At 66.5% G+C, this 20,154-nt stretch carries 19 protein-coding genes; 10 read left to right on the top strand and 9 right to left on the bottom strand.

The genetic code is table 11. The features are described from left to right. Positions 1 to 80 precede the first annotated feature (80 nt). The 3 genes from A5767_RS04550 to A5767_RS04540 all read left to right on the top strand — a co-directional run bounded on the left by A5767_RS04550 (position 81) and on the right by A5767_RS04540 (position 4,699). Positions 81 to 761: an IclR family transcriptional regulator gene (locus A5767_RS04550; RefSeq protein WP_006553075.1), complete on the top strand. Its 681-nt coding sequence runs from the start codon at positions 81 to 83 to the stop codon at positions 759 to 761. A gap of 174 nt (positions 762 to 935) precedes the next feature. Continuing rightward, positions 936 to 3,296 (top strand): cytochrome P450/oxidoreductase, encoded by a 2,361-nt coding sequence (locus A5767_RS04545; protein WP_064851779.1) that lies wholly within the window; start codon positions 936 to 938, stop codon positions 3,294 to 3,296. A gap of 38 nt (positions 3,297 to 3,334) precedes the next feature. Then, positions 3,335 to 4,699 carry an MFS transporter gene (locus A5767_RS04540; RefSeq protein ID WP_197483197.1) on the top strand — a complete coding sequence of 455 codons (1,365 nt, stop codon included), beginning with the start codon at positions 3,335 to 3,337 and terminating at the stop codon, positions 4,697 to 4,699. Between the two features lie 144 nt (positions 4,700 to 4,843). Here A5767_RS04540 and A5767_RS04535 read toward each other — a convergent pair whose 3' ends face one another. Genes A5767_RS04535 through A5767_RS23900 form a run of 4 tightly spaced genes read right to left on the bottom strand, consistent with a single transcriptional unit; the run spans position 4,844 to position 8,461 of the window. Beyond that, the gene (locus A5767_RS04535; protein ID WP_006553078.1) at positions 4,844 to 5,749 is read right to left on the bottom strand and encodes a dioxygenase family protein; all 906 of its coding nucleotides are present in this window, start codon (positions 5,747 to 5,749) and stop codon (positions 4,844 to 4,846) included. A gap of 14 nt (positions 5,750 to 5,763) precedes the next feature. Beyond that, positions 5,764 to 6,828 (bottom strand): maleylacetate reductase, encoded by a 1,065-nt coding sequence (locus A5767_RS04530; protein WP_064851762.1) that lies wholly within the window; start codon positions 6,826 to 6,828, stop codon positions 5,764 to 5,766. 14 nt (positions 6,829 to 6,842) lie between these two features. After that, positions 6,843 to 8,156: a bifunctional 3-(3-hydroxy-phenyl)propionate/3-hydroxycinnamic acid hydroxylase MhpA gene (mhpA, locus tag A5767_RS04525; protein ID WP_269454682.1), complete on the bottom strand. Its 1,314-nt coding sequence runs from the start codon at positions 8,154 to 8,156 to the stop codon at positions 6,843 to 6,845. Beyond that, positions 8,054 to 8,461, bottom strand: a complete 408-nt coding sequence (locus A5767_RS23900) for an FAD-dependent monooxygenase (protein WP_269454681.1) — start codon at positions 8,459 to 8,461, stop codon at positions 8,054 to 8,056. The genes mhpA and A5767_RS23900 overlap by 103 nt, the downstream gene beginning before the upstream one ends. A 129-nt stretch (positions 8,462 to 8,590) precedes the next feature. On the opposite strand from A5767_RS23900, the gene A5767_RS04520 reads away from it, so the two are divergent. Then, positions 8,591 to 9,235: a TetR/AcrR family transcriptional regulator gene (locus A5767_RS04520; protein WP_006553081.1), complete on the top strand. Its 645-nt coding sequence runs from the start codon at positions 8,591 to 8,593 to the stop codon at positions 9,233 to 9,235. Between the two features lie 10 nt (positions 9,236 to 9,245). On the opposite strand, the gene A5767_RS04515 is transcribed toward A5767_RS04520, so the two are convergent. Beyond that, positions 9,246 to 9,776, bottom strand: coding sequence for a nuclear transport factor 2 family protein (locus A5767_RS04515; protein ID WP_064851761.1), 531 nt, complete (start codon positions 9,774 to 9,776; stop codon positions 9,246 to 9,248). 345 nt (positions 9,777 to 10,121) lie between these two features. On the opposite strand from A5767_RS04515, the gene A5767_RS04510 reads away from it, so the two are divergent. The 4 genes from A5767_RS04510 (at position 10,122) to A5767_RS04495 (ending at position 13,911) form a co-directional block, all read left to right on the top strand. Beyond that, a complete protein-coding gene (locus A5767_RS04510; protein WP_064851760.1) occupies positions 10,122 to 11,294 on the top strand; it encodes an acyl-CoA dehydrogenase family protein in 1,173 nt (390 codons plus the stop codon). Positions 11,295 to 11,321: 27 nt separating this feature from the next. Next, a complete protein-coding gene (bphC, locus tag A5767_RS04505; RefSeq protein ID WP_006553084.1) occupies positions 11,322 to 12,233 on the top strand; it encodes a biphenyl-2,3-diol 1,2-dioxygenase in 912 nt (303 codons plus the stop codon). A gap of 159 nt (positions 12,234 to 12,392) precedes the next feature. Beyond that, positions 12,393 to 13,058 (top strand): IclR family transcriptional regulator, encoded by a 666-nt coding sequence (locus A5767_RS04500; protein WP_231913117.1) that lies wholly within the window; start codon positions 12,393 to 12,395, stop codon positions 13,056 to 13,058. 70 nt (positions 13,059 to 13,128) lie between these two features. Further along, entirely contained in the window at positions 13,129 to 13,911 is a 783-nt protein-coding gene (locus A5767_RS04495) for an IclR family transcriptional regulator (RefSeq protein WP_064851759.1), read from the top strand. Here A5767_RS04495 and A5767_RS04490 read toward each other — a convergent pair. Next, a complete protein-coding gene (locus A5767_RS04490) occupies positions 13,893 to 14,681 on the bottom strand; it encodes an SDR family NAD(P)-dependent oxidoreductase (protein WP_006553087.1) in 789 nt (262 codons plus the stop codon). The two genes, A5767_RS04495 and A5767_RS04490, sit on opposite strands and share 19 nt — an antisense overlap. A 108-nt stretch (positions 14,682 to 14,789) precedes the next feature. Between A5767_RS04490 and A5767_RS04485 the strand changes: the two genes are divergently transcribed. Then, positions 14,790 to 15,377: a TetR/AcrR family transcriptional regulator gene (locus tag A5767_RS04485; protein ID WP_019290968.1), complete on the top strand. Its 588-nt coding sequence runs from the start codon at positions 14,790 to 14,792 to the stop codon at positions 15,375 to 15,377. 36 nt (positions 15,378 to 15,413) lie between these two features. Here the strand turns inward: A5767_RS04485 and A5767_RS04480 are convergent, their stop codons facing one another. From A5767_RS04480 to A5767_RS04465, 3 genes are all read right to left on the bottom strand, one after another. Continuing rightward, a complete protein-coding gene (locus A5767_RS04480; protein ID WP_064851758.1) occupies positions 15,414 to 16,550 on the bottom strand; it encodes a Rieske 2Fe-2S domain-containing protein in 1,137 nt (378 codons plus the stop codon). 505 nt (positions 16,551 to 17,055) lie between these two features. Next, positions 17,056 to 18,462: a sensor histidine kinase gene (locus A5767_RS04470; RefSeq protein WP_039958259.1), complete on the bottom strand. Its 1,407-nt coding sequence runs from the start codon at positions 18,460 to 18,462 to the stop codon at positions 17,056 to 17,058. Further along, entirely contained in the window at positions 18,459 to 19,166 is a 708-nt protein-coding gene (locus A5767_RS04465; RefSeq protein WP_006553092.1) for a response regulator transcription factor, read from the bottom strand. The genes A5767_RS04470 and A5767_RS04465 overlap by 4 nt, the downstream gene beginning before the upstream one ends. A gap of 133 nt (positions 19,167 to 19,299) precedes the next feature. Here A5767_RS04465 and A5767_RS04460 point away from each other — a divergent pair, with 133 nt between their 5' ends. Further along, the gene (locus A5767_RS04460) at positions 19,300 to 20,142 is read left to right on the top strand and encodes a polyphosphate polymerase domain-containing protein (RefSeq protein WP_019290963.1); all 843 of its coding nucleotides are present in this window, start codon (positions 19,300 to 19,302) and stop codon (positions 20,140 to 20,142) included. The last annotated feature ends 12 nt before the right edge of the window (positions 20,143 to 20,154 follow it).

Genomic DNA, 20,154 nt, shown 5'->3' with positions numbered 1-20,154 from the left:
AACCCGACCGCCATGCCGATAGCCGGAGATGTGGCCGGGATAGGCTTCGGTATCGCTAGCGAGAGCCCCGAGGAGAACTGTTGAGCACCCTCCAGACCCTTGATCGCGGTCTACGCGCGCTGGACATCGTGTCGCAGCGACCAGGGGGAATCTCGATCGCGGAACTCTCGGCCGAACTGGAGGTCGCTCGGGCCATCGGCTATCGAATCGTCGCGACTCTCGAAGCACACTCGCTCGTAGCCCGAATGCACGACGGCCGGATCAGATTGGCAGTGGGAGCCGCACTACTCGGTTCGCGCTTCCGTCCCCGCTTGCGCGAGGTGACGCAACCGCTCCTGCGAGACCTGGCTCAGCAGACATCGGCCACTGCTTTCCTGTCGACCCTCGAGGGCGACGAGTGCGTAGTGATCGCGGTGGCCGAACCCGATTCGGGCATCCTCCGAGTGGGCTACCGAGTCGGCACCAGACATCCCGTGTCCAAGGGCGCGGCCGGTATCGCCATCCTTGCCGGTCGCCCCGCATCGGAGTCCGACACCGACGCGATCCGACGCGCACGCGAGGACGGCTTCAGCATCACCGCCGGCGAACTCGAACACGGCGCTGTCGGCGTGGCAGCCGGCGTGCGCTCTCCCGTCGACCATGAGGGCATGGGATTCGAGGCGAGCGTCGGCGTCGTCGCGATCGAAGGTCTCGATACCGACACTGCGGCAACCGCCGTTGTGGCGACCGCCGCACGGATCAACAGCCTGCTCGATACCTGACCAGTACAGCCGCGCTCGAGGACGCCCGCTGAGGGCGTCCTTTTCTTGCCCTCAGCACAGAGATCCAACCCCGGCATTGACGCCGAGTGTGACCACCGTTACCGTCTGAATGTGCGTTCAACGAACACATATGTTCGATAAAAGTAAATTCGCAGTTCGCAGATGGAGAGCATCATGACGAGTCAGTCGATCGGCACCGTCCTCGACACCCCGCAACCCGCCGCGGAGAGCCGCTGCCCCATCGACCACACCGCCTTCACCTCCCCTACCGGCTGCCCCGTCTCCCCGCGCGCCGCATCGTTCGATCCCTTCACCGGGCCGTACCAGGTGGACCCCGCCGCATCTCTGCGTTGGTCCCGGGACGAAGAACCGGTCTTCTACAGTCCCGAACTCGGCTACTGGGTCGTCACGCGCTACGAAGACGTCAAAGCCGTCTTCCGCGACAACGAACGGTTCTCCCCCTCCGTCGCCCTCGAAAAGATCACCCCGACCTCCGACGAAGCGAACGCTGTTCTGGCCCGATACGGCTATGCCATGAACCGCACCCTCGTCAACGAGGACGAACCGGCGCACATGCCGCGACGCCGCGCGCTGATGGAACCCTTCACCCCCGCCGCGCTCGCCCACCACGAACCGATGGTGCGCCGCTTGACCCGCGAATACGTCGATCGTTTCATCGATACCGGCCACGTCGACCTCGTCGACGAGATGCTGTGGGAGGTCCCGCTCACCGTCGCCCTGCACTTCCTCGGCGTGCCCGAGGAAGACATGGACACCCTGCGCGAGTACTCGATCGCGCACACCGTCAACACGTGGGGACGACCTGCTCCCGAGCAACAGGTCGCCGTCGCCGACGCGGTCGGCAAGTTCTGGCAGTTCGCCGGCACCGTCCTCGACAAGATGCGCAAGGATCCCGACGGGCACGGCTGGATGCCTTTCGGCATCCGCGTTCAGCAGGAACAACCGGATGTCGTCACCGACTCCTACCTGCACTCGATGATGATGGCCGGCATCGTCGCCGCGCACGAGACGACGGCCAACGCCTCCGCGAATGCCTTACGGCTACTGCTCGAGCACCGCGACGTATGGGAGGAGATCTGCGCCGACCCGAGCCTGATCCCCAACGCAGTCGAGGAATGCCTGCGTCACTCCGGATCGGTCGCCGCGTGGCGCCGCCTCGTCACTGCCGACACCACGATCAACGGGGTCGAGGTTCCGGCCGGGGCGAAGTTGCTGATCGTCAACTCGTCCGCCAATCACGACGAACGTCACTTCGATCAGGCCGATGACTTCGACATCCGGCGCGACAACGCCAGCGACCATCTCACCTTCGGTTACGGCAGCCATCAGTGCATGGGAAAGAACCTCGCACGCATGGAGATCCAGATCTTCCTCGAAGAGCTGACCCGGCGCCTGCCCCACATGGAACTGGTACCCGATCAGGAATTCACCTACCTGCCCAACACCTCCTTCCGCGGACCCGATCACGTGTGGGTTCGTTGGGATCCGGCGCGCAACCCCGAACGAGCCGATCCGGAACTGCTGTCCCGGCGACAGCCGGTGAAGATCGGCGAACCGTCGAAGAACACGATCGCACGCACGATGGCGGTGTCCGGGCTGGAGAGCATCGCCGACGACATCCTGCTGATCACCCTGCGCGACACCTCCGGGCGGCCGCTCCCGAAATGGTCCGCCGGGTCGCATATCGACGTCGACTGCGGTGCAGTGTCGCGGCAGTACTCACTGTGCGGTGATCCGCACGACCGCACCACTTTCCAGGTGGCCGTCCTCCACGATCGGGAGAGTCGGGGCGGGTCGCGCTGGATCCACACGGAACTTGCCGTCGGCGCCACGCTGCGTGTACGCGGTCCCCGCAACCACTTCAAACTCGACCCCGACGCGAAGCGGTACGTCTTCATCGCCGGCGGCATCGGCATCACCCCGGTGATCGCGATGGCCGACCAGGTCAAGGCCGCCGGCGGCGACTACGAGATCCACTACGCCGGACGCTCGCGTACCTCGATGGCGTTCCTCGACCGGCTCGCCCGCGACCACGGCGAGAGTGTCCGGGTCTATCCCGGCGACGAAGGCGTCCGAATGGATCTTCCTTCGCTCTTCGCCGACCCGGAAGACGGCACACAGGTGTACTCGTGCGGTCCCGAACGTCTGCTCTCCGCACTGAGCGAGGCCACCGCCCATTGGCCCGACGACACCCTGCACGTCGAGCACTTCTCCTCCACGCTCGAAGAACTCGACCCGTCCAAGGAACACGGCTTCGACGTAGTGCTGAAGGATTCCGGCATCACCGTCCCGGTCGCCGCCGATCAGACAGTGCTCCAGGCACTTCGAGCCGCCAACATCGACGCGCAGAGCGATTGCGAGGAAGGCATCTGCGGTGCGTGCGAGGTACCTGTCCTCGACGGCGAGGTCGACCATCGCGACCTGGTCCTCACCAAGGCCGAGCGCGCAGCCGGGAAAACCATGATGACCTGCTGCTCCCGCGCATGCGGCGACAAGCTGACCCTCCAGCTGTGACACACAGCAGCCCCCGAAACTGATCCGAAAGGCACGACATGACCACCATCGAGCAGTCGGGTACGCCGTCGGTTCCACCGGACTCCGGCACACCGACCACCAGAACCCCCTTCAAGCGGGTTCTGGCCGGCAGCATGGCCGGCGCCGTCCTCGAGTGGTACGACTTCGCGATCTACGGCATCCTTGCCGCGACCGTCCTCGGCCCTCTGTTCTTCCCCAGCGGCAACGCCGTAGCGTCCTTGCTGATGGCACTCGCCACACAAGGACTCGGGTTCGTCGCCCGGCCCCTCGGCGGCATCGTCTTCGGTCATCTCGGTGACAAGTTCGGGCGCAAACCCATCCTGGTGGCGACGTTCCTCATGCTCGGCGGTGCCACCGCTGCGATCGGCTTGCTGCCGACCTACGGCCAGATCGGTATCTGGGCCACCGTCGCCCTCGTGGTCCTGCGCATGATCCAGGGCTTTGCCCTCGGTGGCGAGTTCGGTGCCGCAGTCATCCTGGTCAGCGAATACGGCGAACCCAAGCGCCGTGGATTCTGGGCGGCGTGGCCGCAGTCCGGAGCGCCGGCCGGTACCGTCCTGGCCACCGTCACGGTCGGCATCCTTGCGGTCGTCTTCCCCGGGGACGCCTTCGACAACTGGGGCTGGCGCGTCGCCTTCCTCCTCGCCGTGCCCCTGCTGATCATCGGCTTCCTGATCCGACGGGGTGTCGAGGAATCTCCGGTCTACCAGGCCGCACAGGCGAAGGCCGAGTCCGCCGAGGACAAGGCCGTACGCAAGGAATCGTCCAGCATCATCGCGGCCCTGCGTAAGCCGCGCCCGCTGCTCCACGGCCTCGGCATGCGCCTCGGCGAGAACATCGCGTTCTACGTCTACACCATCTTCGTCATCGCCTACGCCACGACCTATTTCGACTACACGCGCGGTGCCATCGTCACCACCGTCGCCTTCGCGTCGGTCTGCCAGTTCCTCGGAATGATCGGCGGCGGATGGTGGTCCGACCGGGTGGGACGCAAGATCGCCATGCTCGTCCCGGCCGTCTCGCTCATCATCTGGGCGCCCATCTTCTTCTCCCTGGTGCACACCGAGAACATGACCGCGTTGGGTGTCGGTGTGTGCGTGGGCGCACTGCTGCACGGCATGCTCGCCGGCCCGGAAGCCGCATGGATCACGGAGCTGTTCCCCACCAAGTACCGCTTCGCCGGTTCGTCGCTGGTGTTCCAGGGCTCGTCGATCATCGCCGGAGCGCCTGCCCCGTTCATCGCGGTGTGGCTGGTCGACCGATTCAGTGCCACCGCAGTCATCGTCTACCTGGTGATCACCATGTCGATCACGGTGATCGCCGTGGCCACCAGTCGCGAAACCAAAGGTGTCGATCTCGACAAGCTCGAAGAACTCTACTGAGCACACCTTGATGTCGAGCCCCACCGACGCCGTCCCCGGCGCCGGTGGGGTTCGGCTTTTGCGAAACAACTTCGCGCGGTGAAACGGGGTTCGCCCGGCGTGTTGCAGGGGCGAACCTCGTTTCACCGCGTCAACCGGTGGGGGTCAGACGCCCTCGGGCGCGAGCACGATGTCGAACCGGGCCTTGGCCCAGGAGCTGTCCCCGAGGTCGCGTCCGTCCGGCGTCGGGGTGCCGGGCGCCTGCTGCGCGAACTCCTTGACGAGCGAGTCCTTCACGCCGAAGACGCTGTCGCCGATCTCGAGCTGCGGGTCGCCGTCGACGAAGATGTGGGTGACCAGGGTCCGCAGCTCGTCGGCGCTCACCATGAAGTGCAGGTGCGCGGCACGCACGGGTGAGCGACCGGTCGCGTCGAGCATCTTCCCCACCGGACCGTCGTGCGGGATGGGATACGGGACGGGTGTCAGTGCCCAGAATCGGTAGGCGCCCTGGTCGTCGGTGAACAGATGCGCGCGACCCGCGACACGCCCGTCGGTGTACTGCACGTCGTAGAAGCCGTCCTCGTCGCACTCCCACACCTCGATGCGAGCATTGGGCACGGGGTTGCCGTCGGTGTCGGTGACGGTGCCCTCGATCCAGCACGGCTGGCCCGACGCGCCGCCGGCCATGTCGCCGCCGAGCGGGATCTCGGGTGCGTCCTCGACGAAGAACGGGCCGAAGACGGTCGCGTCGGTCGCACCCTTGTACGCCTGGTTGTTCACAGCGATGGTCTGCATCGACGCACCGAGAACGTCGGAGAGCAGGACGAATTCCTGACGCTTGTCGTCGGTGATGTGCCCGACGGCGGTGAGGAACTCGATGGCCTTGTTCCACTCGGCTTCGGTCAGGCGCACGTCGCGGATGAAGGCGTGCAGGTGCGTCGTCAGCGATTGCATGATCTGCTTCAGCCGCGGGTCGGGGGTGTTCTCGAAGGACGCCAGCACCCGGCCGATCAGTTCTTCTTCGAGGGCCTGTTGGGCGGGGGTGGTGCGGGTACCGGGTTCGACGGTCATGGCCGCTGTCCTTTCTACGACGGGAAGTTGTCGCCGGCGTGCGCGCTGCGGAGCAGATCGCGCAGGTCGTCGGCGGAGACGGAGCGAGGGTTCGACGGGGGTACGACGGGCAGGACCAGCTCGACCGCTTCGTCGATATTCGACTCGTCGAAGCCGTAGTCCTTCAGCGCGCGCGGAGCATTCAGCTCGGCGCGCAACGCGTTCAGGCCGGCGACGGCGGTATCGGCACCGAAGGCCGCGGCCATCCGGCGTTCGGCATCGGGCGCTGCCGGCGCGTTGAACGCCAGCACGTAGGGCAGCACCGTGGCGTGGGTCTGGGCGTGTGGCAGGTCGTAGGCGCCGCCGAGGACGTGACAGATCTTGTGATGCAAGCCCGAACCGGCGGAGGCGAACGCCACCGCCGAGAGGTAGGCGCCATAGAGGGCCTGTTCGCGCCCCTCGAGATTCGACGGGTCGGCCTGGATCGCCGGCAGTCCTTCGGTGAGCGCCCGGATGCCTTCGGCGCCGAGTGCCCGGTTGATCGGGTCGGCGCGCGGCGCCCACATCGAGTCGACGCAGTGCGCGAGCGCGTTGAGACCCGACGCCACCGACAGTTCTGCCGGCAGCGACAGGGTGAGCTGTGCGTCGTAGACGACGCTGACGGGCAGCACCGCCGTGTCCACGCCGGTGGTCTTCCGCGAGGCCTCCGTCAGACCCCATACGTTTGTTGCCTCGGATCCGGCGTAGGTAGTGGGCACCGCGACGATCGGGATGCCGGACGTGAGTGCGACGGCCTTGGCGAGTCCGGTGGTGGAGCCGCCTCCGACGCTCACGATCAGGTCGATTGCATGTTCTGCGGCCGCCTTTCGTGCAGCCTCGGCGCGCTCGACCGGCACGTGCGCGGCGATACCGTCGTGGAAGACGGCGACGTCGATGTCGCGGCACACCTGCTGCGCCACAGTCTCTTCGGCGGGTGAGGCCACGACCATCACGCGGGTCGCGCCGAGGCGGGACACCTCTCCGGCAACGTTCTCGGCCGCTCGTCCCGCTCCGAACAACACGCGTTGGCCGAGGGTGACGTGGTGGAAATCCATAGCCATGGTCGATCTTCCTTTCACGCGGCCGGGGCGGTCACGTCGACGGTCAGGTGGAGGCCGGCGAGGATCGTGTCGAGCGAGGCCTGCAGCCCGGCAGTATCCGACGCGGTGGCGGCGACATAGAAGTCGGGTCGCAGAATCACGAACTCCGCTCCGATCTCGTCAAGCCATGCGCTGTACGTTCCGTCGACGTCCGTCACGTCGCACTCCGCTTCTCCGATACGCACGCAGCGACCGTCGAGATCGGCCCACCGCCGCGACTGTTCGACGGTCAGCAGGTCGGCCGGTGAATCTCCACGTCCCAGGATGATCCACCCGCGCCCGACCACGTCGTCGAACCGTCCGGACCGGCCGTTCGCCTTCACGATGCCCTGCACCGACAGTTCGCCTGCGTGCGCGGAGCCTTGCTGCCAGATGCCCGGTCCGAGGGAGGCGATGTCGGTGTCGACCGGGGCGCCGTCGGACGAGGCTGCCTCTGCGATCATGCGACGATCTCGCTCCGCCGCCTCCTCGGGGTCGGCGATGCAGATGACCTGCCCGAGACGCATCGAGAAGTCGATGTAGTGACGCACGTGCCCCTTGCGTTCGGTGCCGTACGAGTCGAGAACGGCGTCGTCCGCCCGGCCCGACAGCACCAGGTCGAGGCGCCACGCCAGGGCGACGGAGTCGCGCAGGCCCGCACACATACCCTCGCCCGCGAAGGGCGGCATGAGGTGTGCGGCGTCTCCCGCGATCAGCCCCCTTCCGCGACGCCATGTCTCGGCCCAGCGCGCCTGGAACCGGTAGACGGCAGAGCGTTCGAGCTCCGCATTGTCGGGGTTCACGCCCCACGGCTCGAGCAGTCGCCAAGCAGATTTCTCCGACGCGAGTTCGGTCGGGTCCTCGCCGGGCAGCACCATGTACTCCCAGCGGCGCCGGCCGGGGCCGCCGGGAACGATGGTCGTCGGTCGCACCGGGTCGCACAGCTGCCAGTGAGTGGGACCCAGGTCGGGCAGGTCGCCCTTCGGGATCATGTCGAGGATCAGCCAGTCGAAGAAGAAGCCGCGGTCGGTGAAGTCCAGCTCGAGGGCTTGGCGGACGAAGCTGTTGGCACCGTCGGCTCCCACGACGTACTGCGCGCGGATCTGTTCCTGCACGGACGCACTGGCGATGTCGGTCACCGTGCCGCTGACGGTGATGCCGTTCGCGTCCTGTTCGAGACCCACTGCGGTCCAGCCGCGCCGGATGGTCACCGTGGGCAGTTCGGCCGCGACCTCGCGCAGACGTTTCTCGAGCTCGGGCTGGGAGAACCAGTAGCGCGTGCGCCACCCGAGGCAGCGACGGACTTCCAATCCACCTCGAGCAGGGTCTCGCCGGCGGCGTTGCGCCAGTAGTAGAGATCGTCATGGAACTCGATGGCCGGATCGTCGTCCGAATCGATGCCGAGAACGGCAAGGATGCGGGCGATCTCGTGATCGAACGTCACGGCTCGCGGTTGCTCGTAGGGGGTGGGCCACTTGTCGACGACGGTGACGCGATGCCCTTGCCGGCCGAGAAGGACCGCCAGGAGGGTGCCGACCGGTCCGCAGCCGACGACGGCGACATCGGTGTCGAACTGTCGGACGTCGTCCGCGGGAAGAGTGTGGAGGTTCGTCATGGCGAGTGGCCTTTCGGGTGATCTACGTCATACCGACTGAGACCATGGTGACATAGTCCTCAATATTGAGCAATCCCTCAGTTTTGATTGCATGCTCATATCCCTGTTCGCCTGGCGTACGGTACGGACGTGCCCACCACTTCGAACGAAGCCGCAACGCCTGCCACGTCGCGCCACCAGCGCCGACGCGAGAAGACTCGCGCGCGCCTCATCGAGGCTGCGCGCACGTTGGTCGCCGAACGGGGCGTGGACGCGGTCGGACTGTCCGACATCACCGAAGCCGCCGACCTCGGCGTCGGCACGTTCTACAACTACTTCGCGTCCCGCGAAGAAATCGTCGAAGCCGTCGCCGAAGAATCCATCGAATCACTCGGCGCCCGTATGGATTCGATGACCGAGGACATGCCGGATACGGCGGAGAGGTTCGCGTCGTCGCTGCGGCATCTGGTGCGACACGCGATGAGCGACACACTGTGGGGATGGTTCGTCGTCCGACTCGGCATCGCCCACCCGAAACTCATCGCCATCCTCGGTCCCCGCGCCGCGCGCGACCTGCGCTACGGCGTCGACGCCGGCCGGTTCACCATCACGGATATCGACATCGCGACGGCCTGCGTGTTCGGCTCTCTGCTGTCGACGCTGCACCACGTGGTCTCGGCCGAGGCTCCCGAGAACATCGACGAGATCTACGCACGGGCGATGCTGTGCATGGTGGGGATGGATCCCGCGGAAGCGGAAGAAGTCGCCACGCGCCCGCTGCCGGAACTGCCCTGACGGGCGTCGTTCAGAGACGCTTCAGGAAGCTGAAGAAACCGGGGGTGTGCACCTCACGCAGACGCGTGAGCTTGCGGTAGGAGATCAGCCAGACACCGTCGACCTTGCGGTACTCCTCGTGATAATGCCCCCACCCGTGCAGCGACTCCTCGACGCCGTCGTTGTCCCACCACAGCTCGTCTTCCATCGCCCAGATGCCTCGCGCGGTGGTGGTGGATTCGAGGACGATCTCGGGGCAGTGGCCGTGGTGCGCCGAGGTGATCGACACCGGTCCGTCGAGGAAGTTGCTGATGGCGCGGGCGAGTGCCTCGCGTCCGACGACACGGCCGGGCTGTTCGCCGGTGCGGGGTTGTTTGTCGCTGGGGAGTCCGCCCCACGTCTCGCTCACGACGTCCTCGGTGTGCAGGGTGGGGTACAGCTCCCACTGCTTGGTGTCCATCACCCGCAGCCGGGCCGAGAAGACCTGCTCGATCTCGTGGATGGCGAGAAGCTGTTCGGCCGCAGACAGGTCGCTGGTCGGGCGGTCCGTGGTCTCGGTCATGGCGATCCTTCCGGAGCGGGCGGTCAGCTGCTTGTCTACCGATCGCCGGACGGAATCTCCTGCGACATCCCGTTGATCGGAACAACCGGCATCCTCGCGCGGTGAAACGGGTCCGGCGCGGCGTGTTGCAGGGGCGCGCCTCGTTTCATGGCGTCAACATGAGCGCGGGCCCACTCCGAGTTGCCCAGGATGTTCCGTTCAACGGAAACACCGGTGCGCGCTCACATCACAGCTGGGACTGTTCGACACGCCACACCTGCACAGCGCAAGTCGCTCCGTACCGCGGAGCACCCCTCCACGTAGTCCCGGCTCGTCAGCAGCCGATTCCCAGGAAGAGTCACCGTCATGGGCCAAGTATTGGACAGGATCATGCAGCACGCGGACGAGATCCGCAGTGAAGGCATCGTCGGCGACGAGCAGATGCGACTGTCGGACATCTCGGCGAAGCACCTGCGCGACTCCGGCATCATCCGCATGTTGCAGCCGAAGGAATTCGGCGGCGCGGAAGCCCACCCCCGCGAGTTCGCCGAGACCGTCATGTCCATCGGCGCTCTCGACGGTGCGACCGGCTGGGTGGCCGGCATCGTCGGTGTGCATCCGTGGGAGCTCACCTTCTTCGACACGAAGGCCCAGGAGGAGATCTGGGGCGACGACAACGACATGTGGATGGCGTCGCCGTACGCACCGATGGGTGTCGCTGTGCCGGTCGACGGGGGTTACATCCTCAACGGCCGCTGGTCGTTCTCGTCGGGTACCGACCACTGCGGTTGGGTGATGATCGGTGCTGCCGTCGGCGACAAGGACGGCAACCGCACCGGCCAGGTCCTGCACGTGCTGCTCCCCCGCTCGGACTACGAGATCGACGCGGACAGCTGGAACGTCATCGGCCTGCGCGGCACCGGATCGAAGGATCTGATCGTCAAGGACGCGTTCCTGCCCGAGTACCGCACGATCGATGCGGACATCGTGCTCAGCGGAAACGGCTGGCGACACGCGGGTCGCGACGAGACGCTGTACAAGTTCCCCTTCTCGTACATCTTCCCGCTGGGCATCACCTCGTCGCTGATCGGCATGACCGAGGGCGCGCTGGCCTGCTACATCGCCGCGCAGAAGGAGCGCGTTCAGGTCACCGGTGTCCCGATCAAGGAGGACCCGTACGTCCTGTTCGCGATCAGCGAGGCGGCCGCCGAGATCTCCGCGTCGCGGCTCGCGCTGCTCGAGACCGTCGACCGGTTCTGGGACAAGACCGACCGCGGTGAGGAGATCAGCTTCGAGGAGCGCGCCATCGGCCGACGCACCCAGATCTCGTCGGCGTGGCGTGCGGTGCGGGCGATGGACGAGATCTTCGCGCGCGCCGGTGGCGCGGCGATGCACCTGAAGACACCGATGCAGCGCTTCTGGCGCGACGCGCACGTCGGTCTGACCCACGCCATCCATGTGCCGGGCATGATCTACCACTCCGCAGCTCTCACTCAGCTCGGTGGCGACCCGCAGGGCCCCTACCGCGCAATGATCTGATTCCCTTCCACTTTCGAGGACGACGACATGACTGAACTGAGAGGTCTCGGCTACCTCCGCATCCAGACGCAGGATGTGCCGCGCTGGCGCGCCCTGCTGCTCGACGGGCTCGGCATGGCCGAGGGAACCGGGCCCGAGGCCGACGGCTTCTACGCCCGCATCGACGAGCGTCGCTCGCGCATCCAGGTGCTGCCCGGTGAGTCCGACAAGGCACTGGCCGTGGGCTGGGAGGTGCGTGACGAGTTCGCGCTCCAGCGCGTGCGTGAGGCCGTAGAGAAGTCGGGACGCACCGTCGAGGTGCTCTCGCACAAGGAAGCGACCTACATCGACGCCGAGGGTGCCATCGCGTTCGAAGATCCGGCCGGAACCCGCCTCGAGGTGTTCTTCGGGCCGGTGCTCGACCACAGCCCGGTCGTGACGCGGTTCGGTGGACACTGGGTGACCGGCGGCCTCGGCCTGGGCCACGTCGTGCTGCCGACGGCGAACTTCGCCGAGACGTACGAGTTCTACACGCAGGTGCTCGGTTTCCTGCCGCGCGGCTCGATCCGCCTCGACGAGGACGGTCTCGTGCGCGTCCGCTTCCTCGGCATCAACGAGCGGCACCACAGCCTCGCGCTGTGCCCGGCTCCGCCGAACGAGGAACCCGGCCTGGTGCACTTGATGACCGAGGTCGACACCCTCGACGCGGTCGGTCAGGCCCTCGATCGGGTGAACAAGCTCGACTTCTCGATCTCGTCGACACTCGGCCGGCACACCAACGACAAGATGATCTCGTTCTACGTTCGTGCACCCGGAGGCTGGGACCTCGAGTTCGGCACCGAGGGCATGCTCGTCGACGAGCGTCACTACACGTCCGAGGAGATCACGGCAGATGCGTACTGGGGCCACGACCAGTCGGGATCCGAGCCGTTGAAGGCGTTCCTGCCACCCACTGCCTGACACCCCACGGTCCGTCCGACGAAATGCGCCGCGACTTCCGGTCGCGGTGCATTTTCGTTGTTCCTGAAATTCGTTCTTCCGCGGAGCTCCGAGTGGCGCTACAGTCGTAGATACTCATTGATCGGTCGATCAATCAACGAACATGCCACGGAGAAGACCATGCCCGAAGTCCTCCCCACCCCCTCGTCCGTCATGGATCGCCTCGGCCTGCTGCTCGAACCGTTCCGCGACACGGACGGCCTCACCCTCACCGAGCTGTGCCGACGGACAGGCTTCCCCCGTTCGTCCGCTCATCGGATGCTTCTCCAACTCGTGCGGGTCGGGTGGATGCGTCGCAGCGGCACCACCTATCACCTCGGCCCGAAGATCGTCGAGCTCGGCGCCCTCGCGCAGGCACACGACCGCATCCACAGCGCCGCTCTCCGCTCGATGTACGCGCTGCACCGCGAGACCGGACTGGCCGTCCACCTGACCGTCCTCGACAACGATCAGGTCGTCTACCTGGAGAAAGTGAGTGGCGCGCAGGTCACCGACAGCACGTGGGCGGGCCAGCGGCGCCCTGCCGAGGACACTGTCGCCGGCCTGGCACTGCTGGCCCGACGCGACGGATCCCACCCCGCCCTGACGGGCAGCAACGGGCACTCGATCGTCGGCGGTGTCGTACACGGGGGCGAGTGCTTCCGGCACGCCGTCGCCGCCTTCGCTGCGGGCGACGGCGAGATCGCCGCGCTGTCGCTGGCCGGCCCGGTCGAGGCGAGCAGGGAGGACGCGGTCCGGCGGTTGCGTCGGGCAGCCGACCATCTGGAGACGACTTTGACCGCGTGACGCCACACCCCGTCAACCGATCTGCTGATCAATCGATCAGTCGATGATCTCGATGCATTGCGAGGATCCTATGACACTCGACGACGAGTTCTCCAACGCCTTCATCGCCCGCGTGGCCGGACTGCTGGACGAGTTCCACACCGGCAATCGGCTCACCCTCTCCGAGCTCTCGACTCGCACGGGTCTGCCACGCTCGTCCACCCATCGCTTGCTCACCCAGCTCATCGAGCACGGCTGGGTGAGCAAGCGCGGTAAGACCTACGCTCTCGGACGCACACCCCTCGAATGGGGCGCGTTGGCGCGGAACCACGACCGCCTGCACCGAGCAGCCCATCCCGTCCTGCACGACCTGCATTCGGCGACGGGTCTCGTCGTGCATCTGGCCGTCCTCGACGGGGGCGACGTGCGCTACGTCGACAAGATCGGACGTGGACCCCTCGTGCTCCCTTCGCGCATCGGCGGACGGCAGCCGGCACATCGCACCGCACTCGGAAAAGCCCTTCTGGCCCACACCCGACTACACGCCTCTCCTCCTGCAACAGGATGCACGCACCCCGCTGCTCCGAGGGCCGAGAATCTGCTGCCCCGCAACGAGATCGCACGCATTCGCGAACGGCACGTCGCACACGAGCGCGAGGAATCGGCACCGGGTGTCGCGTGCGTGGCGGCGCCGATCGGAAACGGGCAGATATGCGTGGGAGCACTGTCCGTGACAGGTCACGTCGACACCGTCGACACCGTCGGCCTGGCCACCCCGGTCCGGCTCGCGGCGCGGGCGGTGTGGCGTGCCCTGTCCCCGAGCGATTCTCGGCCACACCTCACCCGATCGGTGGGTCAGCGCACCAGCGCCTGACCTCCGTCCACCGGAAGCGAGTGGCCCGTGATGTAGCGGGCGGCCTCGCTGCACAGGAAGACGACAGCGGGCCCGATATCGGTTTCGGGATCGCCGAGCCGGCCGAGCGGGATCGAACTCGCGTACGCGGCCGCTTCGTCCGGTTCGCGTTCCGCCCACTCCTGCATGGCCACCGAATCGGCGAGCGGCAGAATCGAATTGACACGGATCCCGTCCGCCGCCCACTCACAGGCGGCGGTGCGGGTGAGAACCCGGATCGCTTCCTTCGCAGCGGCGTATCCGCCCGTCCCCGAGGGGTTCCACCGGATACCGGCCGCCGATCCGAGATTGACGATCGAACCACCGCCACGCAGGTACGGATGGCAGGCCCGCATCATCCGCCAGGTCGCGGTGGGCCCGGATTCCATACCTCCGCGGTACACGTCCTCGTCGAGTTCGAGGAGCGTTCCCGGCGCCGGCGACTGCGCGTTGTTCACCAGGATGGACAGTCCGCCGAACTCCTGCACCACGGCGGCGACCGTCTCCTCGACCGCCGCACCATCGGTCACGTCGCACACATACGGCACCGCGCGACCACCACGGTCGGTGATCTCCACGGCGGTCGCACCGATCGTCTCCGCGGTGCGACCCACGACAGCAACAGCGGCGCCGGCGGCGGCGAGCGCGAGTGCAATCCCCCTCCCGATGCCCTGGCCTGCGCCGGTCACGAGAGCTGTGGCGCCTGCCAGCGGCGTAGCGGGAACGATCGGGTCCATCCGGGACACGGCCATGCATACTCCTGAAGACGTGAAGAACATGAACCCATTGATCGGTTGATCAATGGGTGTGGCAGAATGCGGTCCGAAGCAGGCCTGTACGGGCCTTACGAGAGGACGACGGTGGACCCGCAGGAGCGAAAGCGGCAGATACTCGACCGGTCGGCGGAGATCTTCGCCCGCAAGGGGGTCACCGCCACCACCATCCGCGAGATCGCGGACGCGGTCGGTGTCTATTCCGGAGCGCTCTACCACTACTTCCCGTCGAAGGAAGCGATCGTCACCGAGCTCATCCGAGAGTACATCACCGACCTCAACGAACGATGCCGCGAGGTGCTGGCGCGGTCGCTACCGCCCGTCGAGCGACTCGTGGCATTCACACAGATCGCACTGGAGACCTCCGAGGACTACCACGGAGCAACCTCCATCTGGCGACGCGAAGGCGAGTACATGCGTGAGCGCGTCGTCGAGGCCGACATGGTCTCCTCGGCCGACGCCATGCAGGTCGCGTGGCGCGAAGCCATCCGCGACGGCATCGCCGAAGGCGTCTTCCGTACCGACATCGATCCCGAGACGTTCCGGGAACTGATCTACGACGCGGTCTGGCACGCCTCCCGCTGGTACCGGCCCGGTCCGGACCGTACTCTCGCCGCCCTCGCGCGCACCATCGTGTCGGTGTTCGTCGACGGTTTCCGTCGCCGCGAAGCGTGATCCGCCCCGCCGCGTACGGCGGGACGGATCATCGGATCACTCCGCCGAACCGGTGAGGTTCTCCTCGACCTCCTTGTGCCACGACTCGAGCGCACGGGAGGTGTCCACCTCGAACTCGAAACGCTGCGTCATGTCCGGCGTGACGTCCTCGAGGTCGACGTAGAACTGGTTGTACCAGCGACGCAGCTGGTAGACCGGGCCGTCCTCCTCGGTGAGGAGCGGATTCTCGATGCGGGACTTGTGCTTCCAGATCTCGATGTCCTGGGCGAACTGCTCCTCGAGACCGTCGGTGAACATCTTCGCCATCTCGGCGGCCTGCTCCTCGGACATGCCCTCGATCTTCTTGACGATCGTGCCGAACTGCAGCACGAACGAGTTGTTCGTGACCGGGTAGTGGCAGTTGATCAGCTTCGACTCGATGGTCGTGCCCTCGGAGACCGTGTAGATCGTATCGAGCATGAAGGACGGACCGTAGTAGAAGGCGTCCGAGATCGTCTGCGCCTCCGGCAGATCCATCTGCACACCGGTCTTGATGTCGTCGCGCCCGTAGGAGCGCATGTGCTGGCCGGCGATGTGCCCGTCGAAGACGTTCTTGAAGTACTCGGGCATCTGGAAGTGCACGTAGAAGAAGTGCGCCATATCGACGACGTTGTCGACGATCTCGCGGCAGTGCGATCCCTCGACGTGGATGGTCGTCCACGTCCAGTCGCTCCACTGCCCGTCCTCGTAGCCCTCGATCTCGGGGATCGCGAGCTCGGGAGTGGGCTCACTACCCTGCGGGCAGTGCCAGACGAACAGAACGCCGTTGCGCTCCATCGTCGTCCACGCCTTGGTGCGACCGAGCTTCGGCGTGCGACGCGCGTACGGCACGGCCTCACAACGGCCCTGTCCGTTCCAACGCCAGTCGTGGAACGGACAGGCGATGGTGTCGCCCTTGATCTCGCCGCGCGCGAGGTTCCCACCCATGTGCCGGCAGAAGGCGTCGAGCACGTGCAGCTTTCCGGCCGTATCGGCGAAGACCACCAGATCGGTGCCGAACACCTTGACCTGGTGCGGCTTTCCGTCACGGAAATCCTTGGCGAGGCCGATGCAGTGCCATCCGCGCGCGAAGCGGGTGGGGTTGGTACCTGGATCGATGTTGCGGATCTCGATCCGCTCCTGGGGGGCGGTCATGTTTTCTCCTGCGCTGACGAGGGGTGATGGGGCTGACGAGAGTCGAAGGCGAGCGACGATCACCGGGCTGGGGCGACCGTCTCCGTGGAAGCGAGAGGAGCGATCGTAGGATCGATCCGGTTCCCGGTCCGGATCACACCGTCGGCCACCGCCTCGTCCACGGTGCGATCGAGCGCTTCGCACCGCATCACGTAGGCACCCGGACCAGCGGTGGCGATCTCTCGGCACGACTCCCGGGCCTCGTCGGACCATTGGATGCTGGTATGAGCTGGGCTGTACTTCGCGACGAGCACACGAGCGCCGCAGGTATGACAGGCGAGCGACTGCATTGTTGCCGGTTCCCTTCCTCGGATGAGCCGAGACTAGGAACCGCGATGTGTGCGGCGACACAGCTTTTCAGCCCAGCGGGACAAACGGAGTTCTAGCGAACGCCCGGCGACTTCTCGTCGCGCGGTGAAACGGGGTTCACGCGGCGTGTTGCAGGGGCGAACCCCGTTTCAGCGCGTCAGCTGGGGAGTAGCCGTGGGATGCGGACACGGAAGGTCGAGCCGACTCCCTGTTCCGACTCCACCTCCACCTTCCCGCCGTGCGCCGCGACCAGCGCAGCGACGATCGACAGGCCCAGACCACTCCCACCCGACGCGCGGGTGCGGGAGGCGTCGGCGCGGTAGAAGCGTTCGAAGACGCGCTCGCGGTCGTCGGGATCGAGACCGGGGCCGGTGTCGGCGACTTCCAGGATCGCATCGGAGTCCGAGGTACCCACCCGCACTGTGACATCGGCGTCTGGTGGGGTGTGGGTCAGGGCGTTTGTGACGAGATTGCTCAACACCTGACGCAGACGGGCGTCGTCGCCGAGAACCTCGGGAGTGCCTGGGCCGTCGATGATGTCGAGGGTAATGGTCCGTTCGGGTGCGACGGCGCGCGCGTTGTGCACCGCGTCGGCGGCGACCGCGAGCAGATCCACCGGGGAACGGTCGAGCGGACGTTGTTCGTCGAGTCGCGCAAGCATCAGCAGGTCTTCGACGAGCAGGCCCATACGCCGCGCTTCGCGTTCGATGCGGTCCATGAGCATGACGGTGTCGGCACTCGCGCCCTGCCGGTACAACTCGGCGAAACCGCGGATGGTGGTGAGCGGAGTTCGGAGTTCGTGGCTGGCATCGGCGACGAAGCGACGCATCTTCTCCTCCGAGCGTCGCGCCGACTCCTCGGATGCTGCGGTTGCTGCGAAGGCTGATTCGATCCTGCCGAGCATGGCGTTGAAGGTCACCGACAACCGCCCGATCTCGGTTCGGGGATCGCCCTCGGGCACCCGCTCGCTGAGGTCGCCTTCAGCGATCGCGGCGGCGGTGCGCTCGACCTCGTCGAGGGGACGCAGGCTCATCCGCACGACGACACCGCCGCCCACCGCCAGTGCGACCAGCACGACCGCACCGATCACCGTCTGCAGCAGGACGAGGCTGTCCACCGTCTCGTCGGCCTCGGCCAGGCTCATCCCGACCGTGGTCACGACACCCGACGTGTTCTCGGTGCTCATCACCCGCCAGTGCGGACCGTCGTCGCCCACGGATCCGACGGTGACGGGCCTGCCCGTCGGATCCTCAGGCACATCCGGTGCGGTCGACTCGTCGTTGACGACGAACAGCACTTGTCCGTCGGCGTCGACGACCTGCACGTAGAAGGGGCTCGGTGGTCGCCGGGAGGTGGGGGCGTCCAGCGGTGGCGTCGGTGGCGGCTTGTCGGGTCGCGCCCAGGTCCGTGCGGCCTCCTCGAGGTCCCGGTCGACGCGCGACAGCAGAGAGTTCTGCAGAGCCGAGGTGACGGCAACACCCGACGCGAGCAGACCGATGCCGGCCAGGAGCACCAGGGCGGCCACCAGCGTCCAACGGAGTGGCAGCGCCCGCAGCCGGTTCATGTGCGGGGTTCCCGCATCACGTAGCCCACCCCGCGAACGGTGTGGATGAGGGGGACGTCGCCGATGTCCACCTTGCGTCGCAGATACGACACGTACGACTCGACAACCCCGACCTCACCGCCGAAGTCGTAGTTCCACACGTGCTCGAGGATGCGGGGTTTGCTCAGCACCGTCCCGGCGTTGAGCATGAAGTACCGCAGCAGCGTGAACTCGGTCGGCGACAGCGACACGAGCTTGCCGGCCTTGAACACCTCGTGGGTGTCCTCGTCGAGTTCGAGGTCGGCGAAGGTGATGCGGGAGCTGCGTTCGGTCTCGGACACCTTGCCGGCGCGGCGCAGGATCGTGCGCAGCCGGGCGATGACCTCTTCGAGGCTGAACGGTTTGGTGACGTAGTCGTCGGCGCCGAGCGTCAGGCCCGCGACCTTGTCCTCCACCGCGTCTTTCGCGGTCAGGAACAGCACGGGCGCGTCGATGCCGTCGGCGCGCAGGCGGCGCAGCAGGCCCATGCCGTCCATCCCGGGCATCATCACGTCGAGGATCACTGCGTCGGGCCGGAAGCGTCGCGCCTTGTCCAGTCCTTCGGCGCCGTTGCTCGCGGTCTCCACCTCGAAGCCCTGGAACTTCAGGCTCACGGACAGCAGTTCGACGATGCTCGGCTCGTCGTCGACGACGAGCACGCGCGCTTCGGGAATCCGGTCGGTCACGACTTCGATTGTCGCGGGTAGGGCTGGCACCGCGCTCGAGATTTCCTGGCAGGTTCCTGTGAGCTTTCCGATTGTCAGGAAGTTGCCAGGAGAACTCCACGGAACCTCGAGATCACGAGTGTGTGCTGTGGGGGTGAACAACGGCTATCAGCAGACCGCGAGCAGACTGCACGCGTTCAACCGGTACGAGATCAAGTATTTCGTCGACGAGATGAAGGTGCCCGAACTACGGCGCGAGCTCGCCGCCCGGATGGACACCGATCCGTACTCCCCACACGGGGGCTATCCGGTGACGTCGCTGTACTACGACACCCCGGATCTGCGGTTCTACTGGGAGAAGATCGAAGGCTTGAAGTTCCGCCGCAAGGTACGCATGCGGCTGTACGGCGACCCGGCCGCATGCACCGACGACTCTCCCGTGCAGGTCGAGATCAAGCAGCGCGTCAACCGGGTGACGCAGAAGCGTCGCACTGCCCTCCCGTACGGCGTCGCCCTGCGATGGCTGAACGGACGCGAGGACATCGAGTGCGACGACTCGCAGCGGCCGTTCGTCGACGAGGTCTCCGGTCTCGTGGGGAATCTGGATCTGCGACCGATCGTGACCACCGGCTATCTGCGCGAGGCGTTCGTCGGACGCGACGCCGACCTCGGCCTGCGCGTGACGATCGACCACAAGGTGCACGGCCGCGACCGCGACTTCCACTTCGCGTCCGGCGCAGAGAACCGCTTCATCATCCCGCCGAAGCTGGCCGTCGTAGAGCTCAAGGCCAACGAGCGGGTGCCCTACTGGGCGACCGATTTGACGGCCCGGCTGGACATGTCGGTGATCCGGGTGTCGAAGTACTGCCAGTCGGTCGAGGCGTTCGGGCTCGCACCCCGGTCCCGTTTCGGTGCACCGGAACTGGTGTCGCCGGACGGCTCCGACGCGCGGGTACCCACCGATCTTCTGTCCACCGAACCGATTCCGGCTCGCTGACCTTCCCTTCTC

Origin of the sequence: Rhodococcus sp. 852002-51564_SCH6189132-a, from assembly GCF_001665495.1 — a bacterium.
GTDB classification, from domain to species: domain Bacteria; phylum Actinomycetota; class Actinomycetes; order Mycobacteriales; family Mycobacteriaceae; genus Rhodococcus; species Rhodococcus pyridinivorans.
This window is presented reverse-complemented; position numbering and strand designations above follow the sequence as displayed.